Here is a 21,157-nt window from a genome sequence, read left to right on the forward strand (position 1 = left end):
CCCGCGCCTGCGCCACCCGTGCCCCGCGGGCGCCGGGGCGGGCCGGGTTCCCGGCGGCGGGCCGGGGCGGCCGTGTCGCCGCGCGGTGCCGTGTGCGAGTGGGTGGTGTCCACGCCCGTGGGTGTGGCCGTGCTCCGTGGGGGCCGGGGCGGGCCGGGTTCCCGGCGGCGGGCCGGGGCGGCCGTGTCGCCGCGCGGTGCCGTGTGCGAGTGGGTGGTGTCCACGCCCGTGGGTGTGGCCGTGCTCCGTGGGGGCCGGGGCGGGCCGGGTCCCCGGCAGCGCTCGGCCCGGCCGTCCCCGGCCCGCCCCGCCGTCGGACGTCCGGCCGCCGCACGCCCGGCCCGTCGGCGTCCGCAGTGCCGACCCCTTCCGGGCCGCCCGGCTGATCGTTTGACCGTTTGCGCTTGTTGTGATCGAACGATTGACCCGCTGTCACGGGCCGATCAACGATTCCCGTGTCCGAACAGGAGCCGCGGGAGGTACCCATGCCAGGACTGCCCGGCCGCCGCTCCGTGCTCGGCGCGATCACCGCGCTCCCGCTGGCCGGCGCCCTCGGCGCCTGCAGCGGGAGCGACGGCAACGGCGGGAGCCGGCGGTCGCGCGGCACGGGGAGAGCCACCCATGTCACCTTCTGGTCCGCCCTGCGCGGCAGCCAGGAGGTGGTCGACGAGTTCAACCGCACCCACGACCGCATCCAGGTCGACTTCCAGCAGATCCCCGCCGGCAACCAGGGCGGCTACGCCAAGCTCAGCAACGCCGCCCGCGCGGGCAACGCCCCGGACGTCGCCACCCTCGAATACCCGCAGGTGCCCGGCTTCGCCATCGACGGTGTCGCCCGCGACCTCACCGACCTCGTCGACAGCGCGGGCGGGGCGGGCGCCGGCCTGCGCGAGAAGCTGCTGCCGCAGGCCCTCGCCCTGACCACCTTCGAGAACCGGGTGTTCAGCATCCCCCTCGACATCGAGCCCATGGTCCTGCACTACCGCGCCGACTACTTCGCGGAGTACGGCCTCGACGTCCCCCGCACCTGGGCCCAGTACGAGGAGACCGCCCGCGTCATCCGCCGCAGGGCGCCGGAACGGCGGATCGCCATCTTCCCCACCGACGGCGGCACCCAGTTCGCCGCGTACGCCTGGCAGGCCGGTGCCCGGTGGTTCGACACCTCCCGCGGCGCCTGGAACGTCTCCCTCGCCGACGCCCCCACCCGCAAGGTCGCCGCGTACTGGCAGCGCCTCGCCGACGAGGACCTCGTGTTCATGAACGCCTCCGAGGGCCGGCAGCACGACGCCCAGATCGGTCAGGGCCAGGTCCTGACCCGGCTCAGCGGGGCGTGGGACGCGGGCGCCCAGATGAACGCCCGCCCCGGCCAGAAGGGACAGTGGCGGATCGCCCCGCTGCCGCAGTGGGACGAGGACGCGTCCCGCCCCGCGGTCGGCACCCACGGCGGGTCCACCTTCGCCGTCACCCGGGACAGCCGGAACCCCGAGGCCGCCCTGGAGTTCATCGCCTGGCAGGTCTCCCACCCCGACGCCCTGCGCGCCCGGCTGTCCAGCGGGGCCAGCAGCCAGTACCCCGTCGCCCCCGCGCTCGTCGCCGTCGGCAGCGAGGCCTTCGACCGCTCGTACTACGGCGGCCAGGACATCTACCGGCTCTTCGCGCAGGAGGCCGAGAAGGTCCGCGACGGCTGGACCTGGGGCCCGCGCATGACCGCCACCCAGCGGCTCATGCAGGACGGCTTCGCCCGCGCGAGCGGCGGCCAGGGCTCGATCCTCGACGCCGTGCGCGCCGCCGAGGACGGCACCATGCCCGACCTCAGGGCCCTCGGTCTCGCCACCACCCGGCACAGCACCTGACCTTCGACCTGCTCGTCCGGCCCTGCAGAGAGGCAGGTGACCCGCACCCATGACCACCACCACACCCCCGGTCACCCCGACCGGCGCCCCCCGCGCACCAGGCGACGGAGCCCGGCCCGCACACCGCGTCCGCAAGGTCGCGCGCCGCCGCGAACTCGGCGCGTGCGCCGCCCTGATGACCCCCTTCCTCCTCCTTCTCACCCTCGTCTTCCTGATCCCCGTCGGCACCGCCGTGTGGCTCAGCTTCTTCCAGGAGGACCAGCCCGGCCTCGGCTTCGGCCCCGAACGGACGATCTTCGTCGGACTGCGCAGCTACGCCGCCGTCCTCACCGACCCGACCTTCCTCGCCGGTCTCGGCACCGTCGCCCTGTACTGCCTGGTCTACATCCCGCTCATGGTCGTGGGAGCACTCGCCCTGGCGCTCCTCCTCGACGCCGGCGTGGTCCGGCTGCGCTCCTGGGCCCAGCTCGGGCTCTTCCTGCCGCACGCGGTGCCCGGCATCATCGCCGCGCTGATCTGGCTGTACCTGTACACGCCCGGCCTCAGTCCGGTGATCGAGCTGCTCGGCAGGGCGGACATCACCGTGGACCTCCTCGGCGTCCACACCGTCCTGCCGTCGATCGTCAACATCGCCCTGTGGAGCAACCTCGGCTACAACATGGTGGTCTTCTACGCCGCCCTGCAGGCCGTGCCGCGCGAGGTGATCGAGGCGTCCACCGTCGACGGCGCGGGCCCGGTGCGCACCGCGCTCCAGGTCAAGACGCCGCTGGTGCGCGCGTCCATCGTGATGGTCGCGATGTTCACGCTGATCTGGGCGCTGCAGCTGTTCACCGAGCCGATGCTGCTCAGCCAGTCCACCCCGATGATCAACTCCCGTTTCTCGCCCAGCATGTACATCTACGACGCCGCCTTCACCCGCAACAACTACGGTCTCGCCGCGGCCGCCTCGGTGATCCTGCTGCTCTTCACCATCGCCCTGTCGTACGGCGTCACCCGCTGGACCGGCCGCGCCGGAGCGAACGAGGAGGCGGCCCGATGAGCGACGCCACCGCCGCGGGACCCACCGCCGCGCGCCCGGGCCTGCTCGGCCGCGCCGTCGTCCGGCTGGTCGTCGGCGTCTCCGTCCTCTACACCCTGCTGCCCGTGCTGTGGCTGGTGCTGGCCGCCTCCAAGGACCGCGACGCGCTCTTCGGCAGCGACCTGCTCGCCCTGCGCGACTTCTCCTTCGTCCAGAACGTCCGCGACCTGTTCGCGATGGACGGCGGGCTGTACGGCCGCTGGTACGTCAACAGCCTGGTGTACGCGGTGCTCGGCGCCGCGCTCGGCGCGCTGATCAGCGTCGCCTGCGGATACGCCTTCGACAAGTACCGCTTCCGGCACAAGGAGAAGCTGTTCGGGCTCGTCCTGGCCGCCGTGATGGTGCCGCAGACCGTGCTCGCCCTGCCGCTGTACCTGATGGCCTCCGAGACGGGCGTGGTGAACACCTTCTGGGCGGTGTTCGTCCCGGTGCTGTTCAACCCCTTCGGCGTCTACCTGGGACGCATCTTCAGCCAGGGCTACGTGCCCGGCGAGGTGCTGGAGGCCGCGCGGATGGACGGCGCGGGGGAGCTGGCCACGTACTTCCGGGTCGCCCTGCGCATGCTGGCACCCGGTGTCGTCACCGTCTTCCTGTTCCAGCTCACCGCCATCTGGAACAACTTCTTCCTGCCCATGGTGATGCTGTCCGAACAGGACCTGTACCCCGTCAGCCTCGGCCTGTACGCCTGGAACAGCGCCGCCACCACGTCCCCCGAGTACTACCCCGTCGTCATCATGGGCTCGTTGCTCGCCGTCGTGCCGCTGATCGTCGCCTTCCTCCTGCTGCAGCGTTTCTGGCGGTCGGGGCTCACGGCGGGATCCGTCAAGTGACCGGGTACCTCGAGCGACCGGACACCCCAAGTGACCGGACACCCCAAGTGACCGGACACCCCAAGTGACTGGAGGAAGATGCCCCCGCTCCACCGGCCCCGAGCGGCCCTCGCCCTGTCCCGCGAGGCCGCCGAGGCCGTCCTCGAACCCCCGGCGCTCGCCGCCCTCGCCGAGGTCTGCGACCTCGCGCCGCTCCCCGTCCTCGACGACCTCACCACCGACCGGGCCCGCGAGGTCCTCACCGGCACCGAACTCCTCGTGACCGGCTGGGGCTGCCCGCCCCTCACCGCCGAGGTGCTGGACGGCGCCCCGAAGCTGCGCGCGGTCGTGCACACCGCGGGCTCCGTCCGGGCCCACGTCACCGACGCCTGCTGGGACCGCGGCATCGAGGTGTCCTCGGCCGCCGCGGCCAACGCGCTGCCCGTCGCCGAGTACACGGTCGCGATGATCCTGCTCACCGGCAAACGCGTCCTGGAGAGCGCCCGCGACTACCGCGCCGCCCGCGCGCGCGGCGACTTCCTGCGCACCCCCCGCGACACCGGGAACTACCGCCGCACGGTGGGCATCCTGTCCGCCTCCCTGATCGGCCGCCGCGTCGTCGAACTGCTGCGGCCGTACGACTTCCGGGTGCTGCTGCACGACCCCTACGTCAGCGAGGAGGAGGCCGCCGCGCTCGGCGTCGAGCCCGTCTCCCTGCCGGACCTGTTCGCGCACAGCGACGTCGTCAGCGTCCACACCCCGCTGCTGCCCGCCACCCAGGGGCTGGTCTCCCGTGCACTCATCGCCGCGATGCGCCCCGGCGCCGTGCTCCTCAACACCGCGCGCGGGGCGGTCGTCGACCAGGACGCCCTGACCGACGCGGCCACCGAGGGCCGCATCCGCGCCGTCCTCGACGTCACCGACCCCGAAGTGCTGCCGCCGGACCACCCCTTGTGGGACTGCGACAACGTCCTCATCACCCCGCACCTCGCCGGCTCCCAGGGCAACGAATGGCGCCGCCTCGCCGAGCTCGCCGTCGACGAGGTGCGCCGCTGGGCCGCGGGTGACGGCTTCGCCCACCCCGTACGACACGAAAGGCTGGCGTTCCTCGCATGACGACCGTGCCCCCGGCGCGTCCCCTGGCCCTGCCCGCCGACGACCGCGCCCTCAGCCCGTACACCGGATACACCCGCGCCCACTGGGAGGCCGCCGCCGACGGACTCCTCGCCGCGGCCTGGCGCTACGCCACCCCGGGCGGCGCCCTGCTCGACCTGCCCGGGAAGCCGTCCGTCTCCGGAACACGCTCCGACGGCCTGGAGGGCTACGCCCGCACCTTCCTCGCCGCGGCCTTCCGTGTCGCCGGGGCCCACGGCGAGGACCCGCACGGCCGGCTCGACCGTTACGCGGCGGGCCTCGCCGCCGGCACCCGCACGCCCGGCCGCGACGACATGGAGTCCTGGCCGCTGATCCTGGACCACACCGTGCAGGGCCAGCCCATGGTCGAGTCCGCGTCCGTCGCGCTCGGCCTGCGCCTGACCCGCCCCTGGCTGTGGGACCGGCTGGACCCCGCCGTCCAGGACCGCGCGGAGGAGTGGCTGCGCGGCGCCCTGCGCCATGTACCGGCACCCAACAACTGGTACCTGTTCCCCTACACCGTGGCCGCCTTCCTGGAATCGGCCGGCCGCGCTGACGAGGAGACGCGGCGGGCCCGGGAGCGGGCCCTGGACCTGCTGGAGGGCTGGTACCGGGGCGACGGCTGGTACGCCGACGGCGACGGCCGCGCCTTCGACCACTACAACGGCTGGGCCCTGCACCTGTACCCGGTCCTGGAGGCCCACCTCGCCGGTGACACCGCGCTCGCCGGCCACTACGGCCCCCGGCTGCGCGAGCACCTGGAGGGCTTCTCCCACCTGTTCGGCGGGGACGGGGCACCGATCCACTTCGGCCGCTCCCTGACGTACCGTTTCGCCGCGACGGCCGCGGTGGGTCTGGGCGCCGTCACCGGCCACACCCCGCTCGCCCCCGGTGTCTCGCGCCGTCTGGCGAGCGGGGCGCTGCGGTACTTCCTCGACCGGGGCGCGGTCGGCGACGACGGGCTGCTGAGCCTCGGCTGGCACGGCCCGCACGAGGCGAGCCTCCAGCGCTACTCGGGCCCGGCCTCCCCGTACTGGGCGTCCAAGGCGTTCGTCTGCCTGCTCGCCCCGGAGGACCACCCGCTGTGGACGGTCCCCGAGGAGGCGGCGCCCGTCGAGGAGGCCGACCGGGTGCTGGCCCTCCCCGCGCCCGGCCTGCTGGTGCAGTCCACGCGCGCGGACGGGATCGTACGGCTGCACAACCACGGCAGCGACACCGTGCGCCCGCACGGGGGGGAGTCGGCCGCGCAGGACTCCCCGCACTACGGCCGGCAGGCGTACTCGACGGTCACCGGACCGACCGCGCCGGGGAACGTCCCCGACAACCACTTCGCCGTCGAGGTGGCGGGAGTGCCCAGTGTGCGCCGCCGCGTTCACCCGCTGGGCGCCGGTGACGGCTGGGCGGCGTCCTGGCACCGGCCGGTGTTCGCCTCCGGCCCGCCGATGGTGCCGGGGCTGCGCGTCACGAGCGTGGTCGTGGCCCGGGGCCGGTACGAACTGAGGGTGCACCGTGTGGTGGGCGCGCCGCCCGGGGCCCGTGCCGTCCAGACGGGCTGGGCGACCGGCCCCGAGGAGCGGGTGCGGAGCCTGCTGCGCGGACTGCACGGCTGGGCCGGGCAGGACGAGCTCCGCGCACCGCAGGGCACCGCGTACACCCCCTGGGCCCGCGTCCCGCGCCTGACCGCACCGGTCGAGGGCACCGCCGTGTACGCCTGCCTGGCCGTGCTGACGGCGGAGGAGGACGACGCACCGCTCGCGCGCGCGGCGGAGGTGGAGACGGCGGACGCGCACGGAGTCACGGTGCGCTGGGCGGACGGCACCGTCACCCGGGTCGGCTTCGCCCCGGCCGCCGCGGCCGTCTCCGTGACCGTGACCGAGGAGTGAACGTGCTCCCGGCCGGCTGATCCGCGTCTCCGGTCCGACGCGCCGCCCGGCGGACCAATCCGCCGGTTACCGTCACCGGCTCCGTTACCTATGGGGCGGCGGCGCACAGCTCCCGTCGCCGCCCCCCTCACCGCCTGCAGCAAGGAGTCTTCCGTGGGACACGGCGGAGACGTCATTCACGAACTGACCACCGACCACCGCGAGGTCGAGGAGATGTTCCAGCAGATCGAGGCCCTGCCGTCCGGCCACAGCCGGCGCAAGGAACTCGCCGACCAGGCCACCATCGAGCTGGTGCGCCATGCCGTCGCCGAGGAGATGTACCTGTACCCGGCGGTGCGCAAGACCCTTGCCGACGGGAACGGCATCGCCGACAAGGAGATCGACGACCACTCCGCGGCCGAGCTCACCATGAAGGAGCTGGAGCGCTGCCGGGCCGACGACCCGCAGTTCGACCGGCTGATGCTCCAGCTGATGAGCGAGATCCGCGACCACGTGGCGGACGAGGAGGGCAACCTCTTCCGGATGATGCGGCAGTCCTGCGCCGCCGACGAGCTGAACCGGCTCGGGGACAAGGTGCGCATGGCGAAGAAGACGGCGCCGACCCGGCCGCACCCTTCCGCCCCGGACACCCCGCCCGGCAACAAGCTCCTCGACCCGGGCGCCGGGATGATCGACCGGCTGCGTGACGCGCTGACCGGACGCGGCAAGTCCGGCTGAGGCCACCGGGCCGCCGCGACCGGCCGGCTATCCGTCGTTGTCGCGCCACCGGCCCCCGGTGGGCCGGGTGTCGAAGCGGGTGGCCGACACGGCGTTGCCGGCGAGGTCGTTGTCGGAGGCCTGGCCGCCCGTCCAGCTGCCGTCCGGCGTGATCCAGATGCCGTGGCTCTGGGTCCCGGACCGCCGGCCGTCCCTGATCAGGTTGGCGTGCAGCTGAGGCCTCGTCATCGCGGCCGCGACGGTCAGCCCGGCCCGCCGCCCGCCGCCGTCGGGGAGCTCGTACGCGGTGCCCGGCGCGGGCACACCGTCCTCCCAGGCGGTGCCCGCGCCGGGCCGTACCGGCGCCAGGACCAGCTCGGTCGCGGTGTTGGACAGCACCACCGCGCTCCGCCCGCCCACCGTCACCCGCTTGCCCCGGTGCCCGTCCGGGGGCCAGCCGGCGCGTCCGTCGACGACGGACAGCTCGCCGTACCGCACCCCCGGCCCGCCGCCCGTGACCGCGGGCGCGGCCCGCCGGCCGTTGCCACGGATGCGGTTGCCCACGAGCGCCGGGTCCCGCAGCGGCGCGTCGACGCGGACGCCGTCGAGCGCGTTGTCCCGGATGTCGTTGGACTCCAGCACGATGTCCGCGGCGGGCTCCCGGCCGCCGCCCGCCGGGGCGTACTGCCAGTAGCCGTACCGCCCGTTGTTGCTGATGCGGTTGGAGCGCAGGGCGTACGGGCCCGGGGTGCCGCCGATCGCGACGCCGTCGCGCACGTTGCCGTCGACGACGCAGCCCGTGACGATGCCGCCCCGGCCGCCGGCGCCCGAGGCGCCCCGCGACGACACGTCGAGGCCGGCCTCGTGGTTGCCGAGCATCACCGACGAGGTGACCAGCAGCCCGTCGGCCCCCCGGTCGGAGATGCCGAACCGGTTGTCCTCGGTGTGACAGGCGGTGATCCGGATGCCGCGCGGCGGCGGCCACATGCCTTCCCGCAGCTCCACCGAGATGCCGTCGGCGTCGTTGCCGGTCGCCGTGCAGGCGGTCACCGTCAGCCGCTCCACCGCGCCCCAGCCGCCGACGCCGATGCCGATCCCGGCGCCGCCCGTCCGCGCGCCGGGGTCCTGCCGCCCGCACCGCTCCGCCAGCACCGCCTCGACGATCGTGTCCTGGAGGAAGTCGCAGCCGAACCCGGTCGCCGCGGTGTCGTGCACGTACAGGTCGCCGAACCGGCCCCGCTTCACGTACTGCAGGCAGAGGCCCCCCGCCAGCGGGTCGTACGACTCCGTGCGCACCCCCGAGCCGTCGATCTCGAAGTGCGCGAAGGTGACGTCCGCCAGGTGGTCGTCCGGGCCGGCGCCGTGCCGCGCGGCGGTGAACCAGGCCAGCGGCACGGGCCGGTCCGGGGCACCCGGGTTGCGGAGGACGAAGCACGTGGCGCCCCGCCCGGCACCGATCAGGGACACTCCGCTGCGCCAGACGACGGCCTCGTCCCGGACCAGGTAGCGGCCGGCGGGGACACGGACGGTCCGCGGGCGGCCGTCCGCGGCACAGGCCGCGCCCAGCGTGTCCACCAGCGCCGCGAGCGCCGGCCGGTCGTCGGCGGCGCCGTCACCGACCAGACCGTGCTCCCGGGCGTCGACGGTCAGTGGCACGGACATGGTGCCCCCCCTTCCGGACTGCCGCGAGGGCCGGGTACCAGCCATTCGCGTCGGCTAACCCGGCCGGTCCGCCGCCCCCGGAGCCGCACACGCAACCCGCCGCGGGGCCCCTGGACACCGGGCCGCGTCCGTCACTCGGCCAGCACGGACGTCCGGCGGCCCCGCGCGTACGGACCTCCCGGCGCCGGAGCCCCGCCTGCCCGTGACGCCCCGCCCGCCACCGGGTGCCCTCGGGTCCCCGGTCCTCCCGCTCGTGGTGTCCCGTCCCTCGCGGAGCGGCGCCGCGGGCTCCCGGCGTGCGGTCGGCGGCGTGCCGGGAGACCGTACAAGGGCACGGGAACCAGCCGCGTCGGCGGCCGGGCGGGTGGGTGGCCCCGTTGTGGGAACTTGGCGTGGCGAGGTGATCCCCCGAGAGACGGGAGAGTCATGGCTCAGCAGGAATCGTCGTCCTCCCTTCCGAAACCGTTGCGGCCCGCGGCCGCGGCACTGCGGAAGGTGCCCGGTGCCGGACTGGTGGGCAGGGCGGCCGAAGGCACGCTGGACAGGATCGGGGCGGTGTCGCCGCGCGGCCGGCGGATGGTGGTGTACGCGGGGGCCGGTGTGCTCGGCGTCGTCGGCGTGGTGGAGTGGCCCGTCGCGCTGACCGGTGCCGCCGTGGTCTGGCTGACCCAGCCGCGGCCCGGCGACCAAGACGGGGAGGACGAGGGGGCGCGCTCCGCGGACACCGCGGAGAAGGAACCGGCCGCCGAGCTGGAGGCACCGGACAAGGACAAGGCGTCCGGCGGGCACAAGGCGTCGGGCAAGGCGAAGAAGTCGTCCGGCGGGGGGAAGCCGGCCGGCAAGGCGAAGTCGTCGGGCGGCGGCAAGGCGCCCGCCGGCCGGGCCTCGTCCGGCGGCAAGAAGGCGAAGACCAAGGCGGCGTCCACGAACCGTCCCGGCGTGACGGCACGGCTCCGCCCCGAGGGCTGAGGGAACGAGATGGTGCTCGCTTCGCTGACACGTCCGGTGGCCGTCGTCGCCGGTCTCGTACCGGCCGGTCCCCGGCTCGTCGCACGTGCGGCCGTGCCCGTCGCGGGCGCGGCCGCCGGCGCGGTCGCGCACGGCCTGCGGGCCGGCGTACGGACCGCGGACACGGCGGCCCGCATCGGACGCGTGGCCGGCGGCGCGCTGCGCCCGGGCGGACCGCGCCCCTGGCGCTCCGGCCGGCGCGCGCACCTCGCGCTGCGGCCCGCCGGCCACGGGCGGCCGAAGCGGCCGGGCGGCGTCGAGCACGCGGCGCGGAAGGTGGCCGCCGAGCTGGCGGCCCACCCCGACGTGGCGCTCGCGTACTGGGACGGCGGCCTCGCCCGCCTGGTGGTCACCGCGGCCGAGGACACGGCGGCCGACCGGGTGGTGAGTTACGCGACGAAGCTCGCCGAACAGCACGGCCTGGTCCAGAGCGACGAGGCGGTGGAGGAGTTCCCGCACCCCGGCGACCCGGCCGGGATACGGGCCGCCGCCGCGGCGCTGGGCGCCGACGCGGCGGGCATCGCGCTGGCCCTGGCCGGGGACGCGCTGCGGCTGCCCGTCTCGCCCCGCTGGATCACCGCGGTGGTGACCCTGCTCCGGGAGAACCCGCGCGTACGCGGCCTGCTCCGGGCCCGGCTCGGCCGCTCCCGCACGGACCTGCTCCTCGCCACGGCGAACGCCGCCGTGCACGGCGTGGGACGGACCCCCGTCTCCCTGGTCCTCGACGGCGGCCTGCGCCTGTGCCAGCTCGCCGAGACGGTCGTCCGCACCGCCGCCTTCGACGTCGTGCACGACGAGGTGTGCGGGCCCGACCGGTCCGGCGTGCCCGCGGACCGGGTGCCGCGCCCGCCGCTGCGGCAGTCACCGGCGCAGACGTACGCCGATCACGCCTCCGCCGGGAGCCTGGCCGGTGCCGCGGTGACGATGCTGGTCAAGCACAGCGGGGCGGAGGCGGCGGAGGCCGTCCTCGCGGGCTCCCCGAAGGCCGCGCGCTACGGTCCCGCCGCCTTCAACGCGATCCTGAGCACCGCGCTGTCGTGGACGGGCGTACTGGTGCGCGACACGGAGCGGCTGCGCCAGCTGGAGACGGCCGGCACGGTCGTGCTGCACCCGAGCGCGCTGCGCCTGCCCGGCGACGGCGCCGACGCCTGGGCCGAGACGGTGCTGGACGCGGCACGCGGCGCCGGACTGCGGGTGGTCGTCGTGGACGACCCCGCCCTCGCCGACTTCACGACGCTCGCCGACCGCGTGGCCCCCGCGAGCCGGCCCTTCGGCGAACTGGTCCGCTCCCTGCGCGAGCGCGGCGACGTGGTCGTCACGGTCGCCCGGCCGACGTCGGCCGACGACAGCGACGTACTGGCCGGGCTGCTCGGCGGCGACGTGGCCCTCGCGCTCGCCGACCACGACGGTGCGATCGTGTGGGGCGCGGACGTCGTGGCCCTGCACGGGCTGGCCGACGTGTGGCGGCTGCTGACGGCCGTTCCGGCCGCCCGCGCGATCGGCCGCCGCTCGCAGATCCTGGCCCGGTCCGGCGCCGCGCTGTCCGGGCTGCTGGTGGCGGTCGGCGAACAGCGCTCCAAGCGCCGCACCACCCCGTCGCTGCTGCCCGGCCTGCGGCACGCGCCGGTCGACGCCGCCGCGGCCGCCGCCCTGCTGTCCGGGGTGTGGGCCGGGCGCGGCGTGGCGGCGGCCCCCTCCCCGCGCCCCCGGCCCCGCGTGCCCTGGCACGCGATGTCACCGGACGACGTGCTGTCCCGGCTGGAGGCCGACGAGCCCGGTGCCGCCGGGGACACCGAGGAGGCCGCGGCGCGGTCCGCCGGCCGGCTGCGCCGGACCGCCGCCGCCCTCGGCCGGACCCGGGCGCTGGCCCCCCTACGCTGGTCGTTCGAGCTCGCCCGGGCCATGCGCGACGAGCTCGACGACCCCCTCACCCCGGTCCTCGCGGTCGGCTCGGCCGCGGAGGCCATCCTCGGGTCCGCCGTGGACGCCCTGCTGGTCGTCGGCGCGCTCGACCTGAACGCGCTGGTCGGCGGCGTGCAGCGGCTGCGGGCCGAGAAGGCGCTGTCCGGTCTGCTGGCCGAGCAGAAACCCAAGGCGCGCGTCACGGGCCACATCAGGGACACGCACACCCGCCTCACCGACGCCGGCCGGCTCGCGCCGGGCGACGTCATCGACCTCAAGGGGGACGACGTGGTCCCCGCCGACGCCCGTCTGCTGTGGGAGGAGGGCCTGGAGGTCGACGAGTCCGCGCTCACCGGCGAGTCCCTGCCCGTGGACAAGCAGACGGAGCCGACCCCGCGTGCCGCGGTGCCCGACCGCAGGTCCATGGTCTTCGAGGGCACGACGGTGGTCGCCGGACGCGCCCGGGCCGTCGTCGTGGACGTCGGCGACCGCACCGAGGCGGCGCGCGCCGTGGCCCTCGCCGCCCGCACGAAGCCGTCCGCCGGAGTGCAGGCCCGGCTCCAGGAACTCACCGCCAAGGCCCTGCCGTTGACACTGGCGGGCGGGGCCGCCGTGACGGGCCTGTCGCTGCTGCGCGGCACGCCGGTACGCCGGGCGGTGAGCGGCGGTGTGGCCGTGGCCGTGGCCGCCGTGCCCGAGGGCCTGCCGCTGGTGGCGACGGTGGCGCAGCTCGCGGCCGCCCGCCGCCTCGGCCGGCGCGGCCTGCTGGTGCGCACCCCGCGCACCCTGGAGGCGCTGGGCCGCATGGACACCGTCTGCTTCGACAAGACCGGCACCCTCACCGAGAACAAGCTGCGCCTGGTACGGGTGACCGGCCCCGACGGCACGCCCCGCGCGACCGGCGACCCGGCGGCCGGACCCACGCTGCGCACCGCGGCCCGCGCCTGCCCGCGCATCAACGGCGACGGCGGATCGCGTCCGGTGCACGCCACCGACGAGGCCGTCCTGGACGCGGCGGGCCCCGGCCCGGACTGGACCCAGGAGGAGGGCCGCCCGTTCGAGGCCGCCCGCGGTTACGCCGCCGCCGTCGGCCGGGCCGGCGACGGCGCGCGCGTCCTGGTCGTCAAGGGCGCCCCGGAGACCGTGCTGCCCGGGTGCGGCGGCGGCGACTCCGTCGCGTCCGACGCGGCCCATGCGCTGGCCGCCGCCGGACTGCGGGTCCTGGCGGTCGCCGAGCGCAAGCTGAGCGAGGACGAGAAACCGGCCGAGGTGCTGGAGGAGCCGCTGCGGGAGCTGCGGTTCACCGGACTGCTCGGTCTCGCGGACGTGGCCCGGGAGACGTCCACGGAGCTGATCGGGGAGCTGCGGAAGGCGGGCGTACGGCCCGTCATGCTGACCGGCGACCACCCGCAGACCGCCCGCGCCATCGCGGTGGACCTGGGCTGGCCCGAGGACACCTCCGTGGTCACCGGGGACGAACTCGCCGCGGCGGACCGGTCCGAGCGGGCCCGCATGCTGCGGGACGCCGATGTGGTGGCCCGCGTCGCGCCGGAGCAGAAGCTCCAGGTCGTCGAGGCGCTGCGGGACGCGGGCCGGGTGGTGGGCATGGTGGGCGACGGCGCCAACGACGCCGCCGCCATCCGCGCCGCCGACATCGGCGTCGGCATCCAGGCCCGCGGCTCCGCGGCCGCCCGCAACGCCGCGGACGTCGTCGTCACCGGTGACGACCTGTCGGTGCTGATCGTGGCGGTCGCCGAGGGCCGCGCCCTGTGGCGCAGCGTCGCCGACGCCATCGCGATCCTCATCGGCGGCAACGCCGGCGAGGTCGGCTTCGGCATCCTCGGCACCCTCCTGTCGGGCGCCGCACCGCTGTCGACCCGTCAGATGCTGCTGGTGAACCTGTTCACGGACCTGTTCCCGGCGATCGCCGTGGCGGTGACCCCGAAGGAGGACCCGTCGCGGCGCCCGGAGCACGCGAACGGGGCGTCCGGCTCGGAGTCCGCCCCCGATCCGGGCGACGCGCCCCTCGGTACGGAACTGCTCGGCGCGCCCCTCATCGGCCAGATCCGCCACCGTGCGCTGACCACCACGCTGGGCGCCGTGGCGGCCTGGCTGGCCGGGCGTGTCACGCCGGGCACCACGGTCCGCGCGACGACGATGGCGCTGTGCGCGGTCGTCGGCACCCAGCTCGCCCAGACCCTGGGCGACCGGCGGCACAGCCGGCTGGTGCAGGGGACGTCGCTCGGCTCCGCCGCGGCACTGGTCGCGCTGGTCCAGACGCCCGGCCTGAGCCAGCTCTTCGGCTGCACCCCGCTCGGTCCGGTCGCCTGGGCCGGTGTGGGCGCGGCGATCGTGCTCGCGGTGACCGGCCAGCGGTTCCTGCCCGGGGTGGAGGAGTTCGTGGCGAGGCACCTGCCGGAGACGGCGTGAGCGGGACGAGCGCGTACGGGCGGGAGACACCCGGTCCACCCGGTGGGTAGTCTCCCGTCCATGCGCATCTCCGTCTCCTCCGACATGGACGAACCCGTGGCCCGCTTCCTGGTGGAACGGCTGCGCGGCCGGGGCCACGAGGTCGTGACGTACGGGGCGCTGCGTCCCGGGGACGACAGCCGGTGGGCGCCGTGCTCGGAGGCCGCGGCGCGCGACGTCGCCTCCGGGGCCTCGGACCAGGCGGTCGTGTGCTGCTGGACCGGCACGGGCGCGTCGATCGCCGCGAACAAGGTGCCGGGCGTCCGGGCGGCGCTGTGCACCGACGCGTACACGGCGGACGGCGCGCGCCGCTGGAACGACGCCAACGTGCTCGCGATCGGCCTGCGGCTGACGTCACAGCCGCTGCTGGAGGAGATCCTCGACGCCTGGTTCGCCGCGGGGGCCAGTGAGGACGCCGAGGACCGGGAGAACCTGGCCCACGTCGGACGGCTGGACGCCGGCCGCCTGGCGTGACCGGTCGCTAGTCATCGTGGTGGGTCCCCGGCCTGACGATCTCGTCCAGGACCTTCCGGACCGCCTCGTACGCGAAGGAGAGCGCCTCCGCGCCGGGGGCCGGGCCGTCCGCGCCGCCGTCGTCGTGCACCGGGGTGCCGGGCCGTGCCTTCCAGCGCCGCTCCTCCCGCTCGGCCCAGTCACGGGCCCGCTGGATGCGACGCAGCAGTTCGTCGGAGTCCACGACATCGCTCATGGACCACGTCTACCCCCAGGACGGCGCGGCAGCCCTGATACGGCTCAGGCGACGGGCTTCCCGTCCTGGAAACCGCCCCTGCAGCTCCTGAAGAGCTCCGCTTCGTCGCTGTCGCCCTGCACGGACACGATGACGAGACCGCCGCTCATGGTGCACTGCCGCCACGAGACGTCGCCCGAGACGGACGTGACGGACTGCCGCGGGGTGCCGTCGGGCGGTCCGGACGCGGCGTGCGCGGGCAGGGCGGACAGCAGGGGCGCGGTCAGGGCCGCGATCAGGACACAGGCCGGTCTGTACATGGGGCTCCTTAGCTCCGTTTCGTACCAGCGTCGTCGCCGCGCGCCCCGGCCGCCATCGGGCGCGGGCACACGGGGTACGGGAGCGGGCGGAGTTCGCGGGCTGCCTCAGGGCAGGGACAGGAGACGAGGCAGCCCGCGAGCACCAGGTGCCCCGTGAGGCGACGCGCACACCTTCTCGCGCCGATCGGTTGGCGATCACGCCGGGTGACAGGGCAAGATCGTCCTCGCGGACTCCGGCCGTGGGGACGGTGTGCCGCGCAACCGACGGAACAAGCAACGCGTTCTTCTCCGGGGGAGGACCACCGTGACCACTCAGGCCGAGACGTTCGAGTTCCAGGCGGAGTCCCGCCAGCTGCTCCAGCTGGTGGTGCACTCCATCTACTCCAACAAGGACATCTTCCTGCGGGAGCTCATCTCCAACGCCTCCGACGCCCTGGACAAGCTCCGCCTCGAGTCGCTGCGCGACAGCGACCTGGGAGCGGACACCTCCGACCTCCACATCGCGCTGGAGACCGATCCGGAAGCGCGCACCCTGACCGTGCGTGACAACGGCATCGGCATGTCCCGCGACGACGTCGTCCGGCTGATCGGCACCATCGCCAAGTCCGGCACCGCCGAGTTCGCGCGCAAGCTGAAGGAAGCCAAGCAGGCGCAGGAGGGAGAGGGGTCGGCCGCGCTGATCGGCAACTTCGGCGTCGGCTTCTACTCCAGCTTCATGGTGGCCGACAAGGTGACGCTGGTGTCCCGCAAGGCGGGGGAGACCGGGGGCACCCGCTGGGAGTCCGACGGCAAGGGCACGTACACGCTGCAGGAGGTCGCCGACGTGCCGCAGGGCACCTCCGTGACCCTGCACCTGAAGCCCGTGGACACCGAGGACCGGCTCTGGGACTACACGGACGAGCAGCGCATCCGTGACATCGTCCGCGAGCACTCCGACTTCATCCCGTGGCCCGTCCGCCTCGTCAAGGAGGGCACCGGGGACGAGGGCGCCGAGACGATCAACTCGATGAAGGCGCTGTGGGCCCGCCCGCAGAGCGAGATCACCGAGGACGAGTACAAGGAGTTCTACAAGCACGTCAGCCACGACTGGAACGACCCCCTGGAGACCATCCACACCAGGGCGGAGGGCTCCTTCGAGTACCAGGCGCTGCTGTTCATCCCGTCCCGGGCGCCGTTCGACCTGTACCAGCAGGGCGCCCGCCGCGGGGTCAACCTGTACGTCAAGCGCGTCTTCATCATGGACGAGTGCGAGTCGCTGCTGCCCGACTACCTGCGCTTCGTCAAGGGCGTGGTCGACGCGCAGGACCTGTCGCTGAACGTCTCCCGCGAGACGCTCCAGCAGGACCGGCAGATCCAGCTGATGCACCGGCGCCTGGTGAAGAAGATCCTCTCCACGGTGAAGGCGATGCGGACCAAGGACGCCGAGCGGTACGACACCTTCTGGGAGCAGTTCGGCCGCGCGGTGAAGGAGGGTCTGCTCAGCGACTTCGAGAACCGCGAGACGATCCTCGACATCTGCTCCTTCCCCTCCACCCACGACCCGGAGCGGCAGACGGGCCTGCGGGACTACAAGTCCCGCATGAAGGAGGGCCAGGAGCACATCTACTACCTCACCGGCGAGTCCCGCGCCCGGCTGGAGAACTCCCCGCACATGGAGGCCTTCCGCGCCAAGGGCCTGGAGGTGCTGCTGCTCACCGACCCGGTCGACGAGGTGTGGGTGGAGTCCGTACGCGAGTTCGACGGTACGCCGCTGCAGTCCATCGCCAAGGGCCAGGTCGACCTGGACGGCGAGGGCGACGACAAGGCGGACGACGCGGAACGCGACCAGCAGGAGAAGGACTTCGCGCCCCTGCTGACCTGGCTGGCCTCCACCCTCTCGGAGGACGTCAAGGAGGTACGCCTGTCCTCCCGGCTGACCACCTCCCCGGCGTGCATCGTGGGCGACGAGCACGACGTGACGCCGACGCTGGAGAAGATGTACCGGGCGATGGGCCAGGAGATCCCGCGCATCAAGCGCATCCTGGAGCTCAACCCCACCCACCCGCTGGTCACGGCGCTGCGCGAGGCCCACGGCCGGGACGCGTCCGACGCGGCCGTTGCCGAGACCGCGGAACTCCTGCACGGCATGGCGCTGCTCGCCGAGGGCGGCGAACTGACCGACCCGGCCCGCTTCACCCGCCTGCTGTCGGGCCGACTGGCCGCCGGACTGTAACGAAACGGCCGCCCGCCCCACCGGCAGGGCCCCGCACGCCTCGGCGAGAGCCGGGACGCGGCGGGGCCCGGACCGGTGGGCGGTCGCACGCCGTGGGGGCGCCGGGCCCGGGTGATCCGCGTCCGTTCGTCGGGCGGGTGCCGGTCGCGCTGTCCGTCGCCGGCCGGCCTGGGCGGGGTGGCGGCGTGGAAGCGGGAGCGGCGCGGAGCCGTGTCGGTCCGCAGGTGATGCGGCGGGGCGTACGGGCGTCCGCTACGTCGGCGCGACCGCCCGGACCGGACGATGGGCGGCGGGCCGGTACGCCGTCGGTGGGGCGCCCGCCTCCGTCGGTCGTCCGTGGGTGCGCACGCCGGACGGTGATCCCCCGGGCGGTCCGCCCGTATACCAACCGTGGTGTCCGCCCGTTCCGCCCGCGCCCGGCCCCGTACACCCCGTCCGGCCGCCGCGCGCCGACGGCCGGTCCGGGGCCCGGGCGGGCACGGAGATCACCCGGCCCGCGGTCCGCGCGGAGGGAGCGCCGTACGTACGGCGATCGCGTCGAAGCAAGGAGTGGGACGGGGCGTACGGACGTGCGGAAAGGGGTCGTCGTCCAGGGGTGCGCCGGTGTCCGCCCCCGCTGGCATACTGAGCTCCGTAGCGCTGCCCTTGGCCTTTCGGACGGTGGTGAGCGCGATGGCCGACCAGCAGCCGTTCGGCCCCGAGGCGTCGATCCCCAGCGCCGACCCCCGGGGAGACCCGTTCCTCAGCACCCGCTTCTCGCTGCCCGCACGCCCCGACACGTTTCTGCGCCGTCAACGCCTCGTCACACATCTCGACCGCGCCCTCTCGGTGCCCCTGACCCTGATCAACGGGCCGGCCGGCGCGGGCAAGACCCTGCTGGCCGCCGACTGGGCCGCGACCCTCGGCCGGCCGGTGGCCTGGCTCACCGCGGACGGCACCGACCACGCGCCCGGCGTCTTCTGGGCGTACGTGCTGGAGGCCCTGCGGACCGCCGGGGCGCCCGTGTCGGAGGAGGTCGGCCGGCCCGCGCACCCGGGCAGCGTGGACCACGCCCTGCTGGCCCGGCTCGCCGCCGACCTCGGCCGGCGCGCCCGCCCCGCCGTCCTCGTCCTCGACGAGTTCGAGTGCGTACCGTCCCCGGAGATCGCGGAGCAACTGCAGTTCGTACTGCACCACGCCGCCCGGGGCATGCGCCTGGTGCTCGTCACCCGCACCGAACCGCTGCTCCCGCTGCACCGCCACCGGGCGGCCGGCAGCATCGTCGAGATCCGCGGCGCGGAGCTGGCCTTCACCGCGGAGGAGGCCGCGACACTGCTCGCGTCCCACGGCCTGTCCCTCACCGGCGACGCCGCGCGCGCCCTCGTCGACCGCACCCGGGGCTGGGCGGCCGGCCTCCGGCTGTGCGCCCTGGCCGCACAGCAGAGCAGCGACCCGGAGACGTACCTGAAGGAGTTCGAGGCCGGGCAGAGCACCGTCGCCGACTTCCTGCTGGCCGAGGTGCTGAAGCGGCAGCCGCCCGAGGCCCAGGACCTGCTGCTGCGCGTCAGCGTCGTGGAACGGTTCCGCCCCGGCCTCGCGGACGCGCTCACCGGCCGGAGCGACGCCGAGGCGATCATCTCCCGGCTGCACCGGGAGAACGCCTTCGTGGAGCACCTGGGACGCTCCTGGTACCGGCTGCACCCCCTGTTCGCGGAGATCCTCCGCACCCATCTGCGGGAACGCCGCCCCGGTCTGGAGAGCGAACTGCACCGCCGGGCGGCGCGCTGGCTCAGCCGGTCCGGCTCGCTCCGCGAGACGCTCGCGCACGGCGCGGCCGCGGGGGACTGGGAGTTCACCGCCCGGGCCCTCGTCGACGACCTGGCGATCGGGCAGCTCCTCACCGGGCTGCGCTCCGACGCGCTGGGCCGGCCGTTCGCCCGGTCGGCCCCCGGGACCGCCGGTCCCGCCATGAGCCTCGTCCTCGCCGCCCGCGACCTGTTCCGGCGCGACGTGCACCGCGGACTGACGCACCTGCTCCACGCCCAGCAGCAACTGGACACCGACAGCATCGACAGCACCGACAGCATCGACACCCGGACCCCCGGTGACGCGGGCGACATCGGCGACACCGCCGATCCCGACCTCGCTGCCGCACACCTGAGCTGTGCCCTGCTGGAGGTCCTCGCGGCCCGACTGACCGGGTCCCCGCTCCGGGCCGAGCAGGCCGCCAAGACCGCCGGGCAGCTCCGGCAGGCGGTCGCCGCGGAACGGCTCGAGCGGCACCCCGAACTCACCGCCCTCCTGCTCACCCACCTCGGTTCGACACTGCTGTGGGCGGGACGCCTCGACGAGGCGCGCTCCGCGCTGGCCCAGGCGGTCAGGTGCGCCACGGACCCCTCGACGCTGCTGCCCCGGCACGACTCCCTCGGTCACCTGGCACTGATCGACTGGCTGAACGGCTGGCCCGGCCAGGCGGAGAAGAAGGTGCTGACGGCGACGAGCGAGGCGCAGCGCATCGGCCTGCCCCCGACGCTGCGCGCCGGGATCGGCCGGCTGGTGCTGGCCGCCGTGGCCGTCGACCGCAACGAACTCGACGAGGCCGAGACCCTGCTGGAGCGGTCCGCCGTACCCGGCAGGCCCCCCGACCCGGTCGAGGCGGCGGGCCGGATCATCGCCTCGTCCCGGCTGCTGCTCGCCCGCGGGCAGGTGCGGGAGGCGCTGCGGACCGTACAGACGCACATCCCCGCGGAGTCGGTCTCACCGTGGGTCGAGGAGCACGCGGCCCTGGTTGCCTCCGCCGCGCACCTCGCGGCGGGCCGCTTCGAGGCGGCCGTCGAGGTCCTGGGGCCCACGTCGGCCCGCAGGCCGGCGCACGCCGTGGCCGCCGCGCACGCCCGGCTCGCGGCGGGGGCCACGGGCGAGGCGCTCGACATCCTGGACGCGCTGCCCGGCGGCGAGCGGGGCGGACCCGCGCTGACCGTGCGCGCCACACTGGTGCGCGCGCAGGCCGCCGACCGGGCGGGCGACCACGGCACCGCCCGGCGGCTGGTCACCCAGGCACTGCTCGACGCCCGGCGCGACCGGCTGCGGCGGCCGTTCCTGGAGGCCGGACCGTGGCTCCGCCGGATCCTGGGCACCGGCTCGAACCCCTACCTGGCGTGGGACCTGCTGTCGCTCCGCCCGCCCGGGCGGCACGGCCCGGGGCACCGGGCGGAGCCCCGCAGTCCGGCCCTCGTCGTCGAGCGCCTGAGCGAACGGGAGCGCGACGTCCTGGAGCGCCTGGCGCAGATGATGTCGACGGAGGAGATCGCCGCGGACCTGTACGTGTCGGTGAACACGGTGAAGACCCACCTGAAGAGCGTGTTCCGCAAACTCGGGGTGAACCGGCGCAGCGACGCGGTACGGCAGGCGCGCGAACTCCGGCTGCTGTGACCACGGAACCCGGACCGCCGCCCCGGACCGGC

At 75.0% G+C, this 21,157-nt stretch carries 14 protein-coding genes; 11 read left to right on the forward strand and 3 right to left on the reverse strand.

The annotated features are described in order from the left end of the window. The first annotated feature begins 485 nt into the window (after positions 1-485). From IEZ04_RS10160 to IEZ04_RS10185, 6 genes are all read left to right on the forward strand, one after another. Positions 486-1,853 (forward strand): ABC transporter substrate-binding protein, encoded by a 1,368-nt coding sequence (locus IEZ04_RS10160; protein ID WP_189216399.1) that lies wholly within the window; start codon positions 486-488, stop codon positions 1,851-1,853. Positions 1,854-1,902: 49 nt separating this feature from the next. Then, positions 1,903-2,892, forward strand: coding sequence for a carbohydrate ABC transporter permease (locus IEZ04_RS10165; RefSeq protein WP_189216400.1), 990 nt, complete (start codon positions 1,903-1,905; stop codon positions 2,890-2,892). After that, positions 2,889-3,761 carry a carbohydrate ABC transporter permease gene (locus tag IEZ04_RS10170; RefSeq protein WP_189216401.1) on the forward strand — a complete coding sequence of 291 codons (873 nt, stop codon included), beginning with the start codon at positions 2,889-2,891 and terminating at the stop codon, positions 3,759-3,761. The genes IEZ04_RS10165 and IEZ04_RS10170 overlap by 4 nt, the downstream gene beginning before the upstream one ends. Before the next feature lie 78 nt (positions 3,762-3,839). After that, positions 3,840-4,856 carry a hydroxyacid dehydrogenase gene (locus IEZ04_RS10175; RefSeq protein ID WP_189216402.1) on the forward strand — a complete coding sequence of 339 codons (1,017 nt, stop codon included), beginning with the start codon at positions 3,840-3,842 and terminating at the stop codon, positions 4,854-4,856. After that, positions 4,853-6,757, forward strand: a complete 1,905-nt coding sequence (locus IEZ04_RS10180; protein WP_189216403.1) for a DUF2264 domain-containing protein — start codon at positions 4,853-4,855, stop codon at positions 6,755-6,757. Before IEZ04_RS10175 ends, IEZ04_RS10180 begins: the two co-directional genes overlap by 4 nt. 153 nt (positions 6,758-6,910) lie before the next feature. After that, complete coding sequence (locus IEZ04_RS10185) at positions 6,911-7,474, forward strand: hemerythrin domain-containing protein (protein WP_189216404.1); 564 nt, start codon at positions 6,911-6,913, stop codon at positions 7,472-7,474. Between the two features lie 27 nt (positions 7,475-7,501). On the opposite strand, the gene IEZ04_RS10190 is transcribed toward IEZ04_RS10185, so the two are convergent. After that, on the reverse strand, positions 7,502-9,115 hold the full coding sequence (locus IEZ04_RS10190) for a right-handed parallel beta-helix repeat-containing protein (protein WP_189216405.1): 1,614 nt from the start codon (positions 9,113-9,115) through the stop codon (positions 7,502-7,504). Positions 9,116-9,541: 426 nt separating this feature from the next. Here IEZ04_RS10190 and IEZ04_RS34680 point away from each other — a divergent pair, with 426 nt between their 5' ends. From IEZ04_RS34680 to IEZ04_RS10205, 3 genes are read left to right on the forward strand one after another with little or no spacing between them, the layout of a single operon-like run. Further along, complete coding sequence (locus IEZ04_RS34680) at positions 9,542-10,084, forward strand: hypothetical protein (RefSeq protein ID WP_229820926.1); 543 nt, start codon at positions 9,542-9,544, stop codon at positions 10,082-10,084. A gap of 9 nt (positions 10,085-10,093) precedes the next feature. After that, positions 10,094-14,455: a cation-translocating P-type ATPase gene (locus IEZ04_RS10200; protein ID WP_189216406.1), complete on the forward strand. Its 4,362-nt coding sequence runs from the start codon at positions 10,094-10,096 to the stop codon at positions 14,453-14,455. Between the two features lie 60 nt (positions 14,456-14,515). Beyond that, positions 14,516-14,968 carry an RpiB/LacA/LacB family sugar-phosphate isomerase gene (locus tag IEZ04_RS10205; protein ID WP_189216407.1) on the forward strand — a complete coding sequence of 151 codons (453 nt, stop codon included), beginning with the start codon at positions 14,516-14,518 and terminating at the stop codon, positions 14,966-14,968. A gap of 7 nt (positions 14,969-14,975) precedes the next feature. Here IEZ04_RS10205 and IEZ04_RS10210 read toward each other — a convergent pair whose 3' ends face one another. After that, positions 14,976-15,203 (reverse strand): hypothetical protein, encoded by a 228-nt coding sequence (locus IEZ04_RS10210; protein ID WP_189216408.1) that lies wholly within the window; start codon positions 15,201-15,203, stop codon positions 14,976-14,978. 44 nt (positions 15,204-15,247) lie between these two features. Next, positions 15,248-15,502, reverse strand: a complete 255-nt coding sequence (locus tag IEZ04_RS10215; RefSeq protein ID WP_189216409.1) for a hypothetical protein — start codon at positions 15,500-15,502, stop codon at positions 15,248-15,250. Positions 15,503-15,806: 304 nt separating this feature from the next. On the opposite strand from IEZ04_RS10215, the gene htpG reads away from it, so the two are divergent. Both htpG and IEZ04_RS10225 read left to right on the forward strand, forming a co-directional pair. Next, the gene (gene htpG, locus IEZ04_RS10220) at positions 15,807-17,714 is read left to right on the forward strand and encodes a molecular chaperone HtpG (RefSeq protein WP_189216410.1); all 1,908 of its coding nucleotides are present in this window, start codon (positions 15,807-15,809) and stop codon (positions 17,712-17,714) included. A 672-nt stretch (positions 17,715-18,386) separates the two neighbouring features. Further along, complete coding sequence (locus IEZ04_RS10225; RefSeq protein WP_189216411.1) at positions 18,387-21,125, forward strand: winged helix-turn-helix domain-containing protein; 2,739 nt, start codon at positions 18,387-18,389, stop codon at positions 21,123-21,125. Positions 21,126-21,157: the final 32 nt, after the last annotated feature.

This window comes from Streptomyces ruber, assembly GCF_014648075.1.
GTDB lineage: Bacteria > Actinomycetota > Actinomycetes > Streptomycetales > Streptomycetaceae > Streptomyces > Streptomyces ruber.

Excerpts from the sequence above, each read along its gene's own strand:
- IEZ04_RS10160 (WP_189216399.1), top strand. The coding sequence starts at position 486 with ATGCCAGGACTGCCCGGCCGCCGCTCCGTGCTCGGCGCGATCACCGCG.
- IEZ04_RS10165 (WP_189216400.1), top strand. The coding sequence starts at position 1,903 with ATGACCACCACCACACCCCCGGTCACCCCGACCGGCGCCCCCCGCGCA.
- IEZ04_RS10170 (WP_189216401.1), top strand. The coding sequence starts at position 2,889 with ATGAGCGACGCCACCGCCGCGGGACCCACCGCCGCGCGCCCGGGCCTG.
- IEZ04_RS10175 (WP_189216402.1), top strand. The coding sequence starts at position 3,840 with ATGCCCCCGCTCCACCGGCCCCGAGCGGCCCTCGCCCTGTCCCGCGAG.
- IEZ04_RS10180 (WP_189216403.1), top strand. The coding sequence starts at position 4,853 with ATGACGACCGTGCCCCCGGCGCGTCCCCTGGCCCTGCCCGCCGACGAC.
- IEZ04_RS10190 (WP_189216405.1), bottom strand. The coding sequence starts at position 9,115 with ATGTCCGTGCCACTGACCGTCGACGCCCGGGAGCACGGTCTGGTCGGT.
- IEZ04_RS34680 (WP_229820926.1), top strand. The coding sequence starts at position 9,542 with ATGGCTCAGCAGGAATCGTCGTCCTCCCTTCCGAAACCGTTGCGGCCC.
- IEZ04_RS10200 (WP_189216406.1), top strand. The coding sequence starts at position 10,094 with ATGGTGCTCGCTTCGCTGACACGTCCGGTGGCCGTCGTCGCCGGTCTC.
- IEZ04_RS10205 (WP_189216407.1), top strand. The coding sequence starts at position 14,516 with ATGCGCATCTCCGTCTCCTCCGACATGGACGAACCCGTGGCCCGCTTC.
- IEZ04_RS10210 (WP_189216408.1), bottom strand. The coding sequence starts at position 15,203 with ATGAGCGATGTCGTGGACTCCGACGAACTGCTGCGTCGCATCCAGCGG.
- IEZ04_RS10215 (WP_189216409.1), bottom strand. The coding sequence starts at position 15,502 with ATGTACAGACCGGCCTGTGTCCTGATCGCGGCCCTGACCGCGCCCCTG.
- IEZ04_RS10225 (WP_189216411.1), top strand. The coding sequence starts at position 18,387 with ATGGCCGACCAGCAGCCGTTCGGCCCCGAGGCGTCGATCCCCAGCGCC.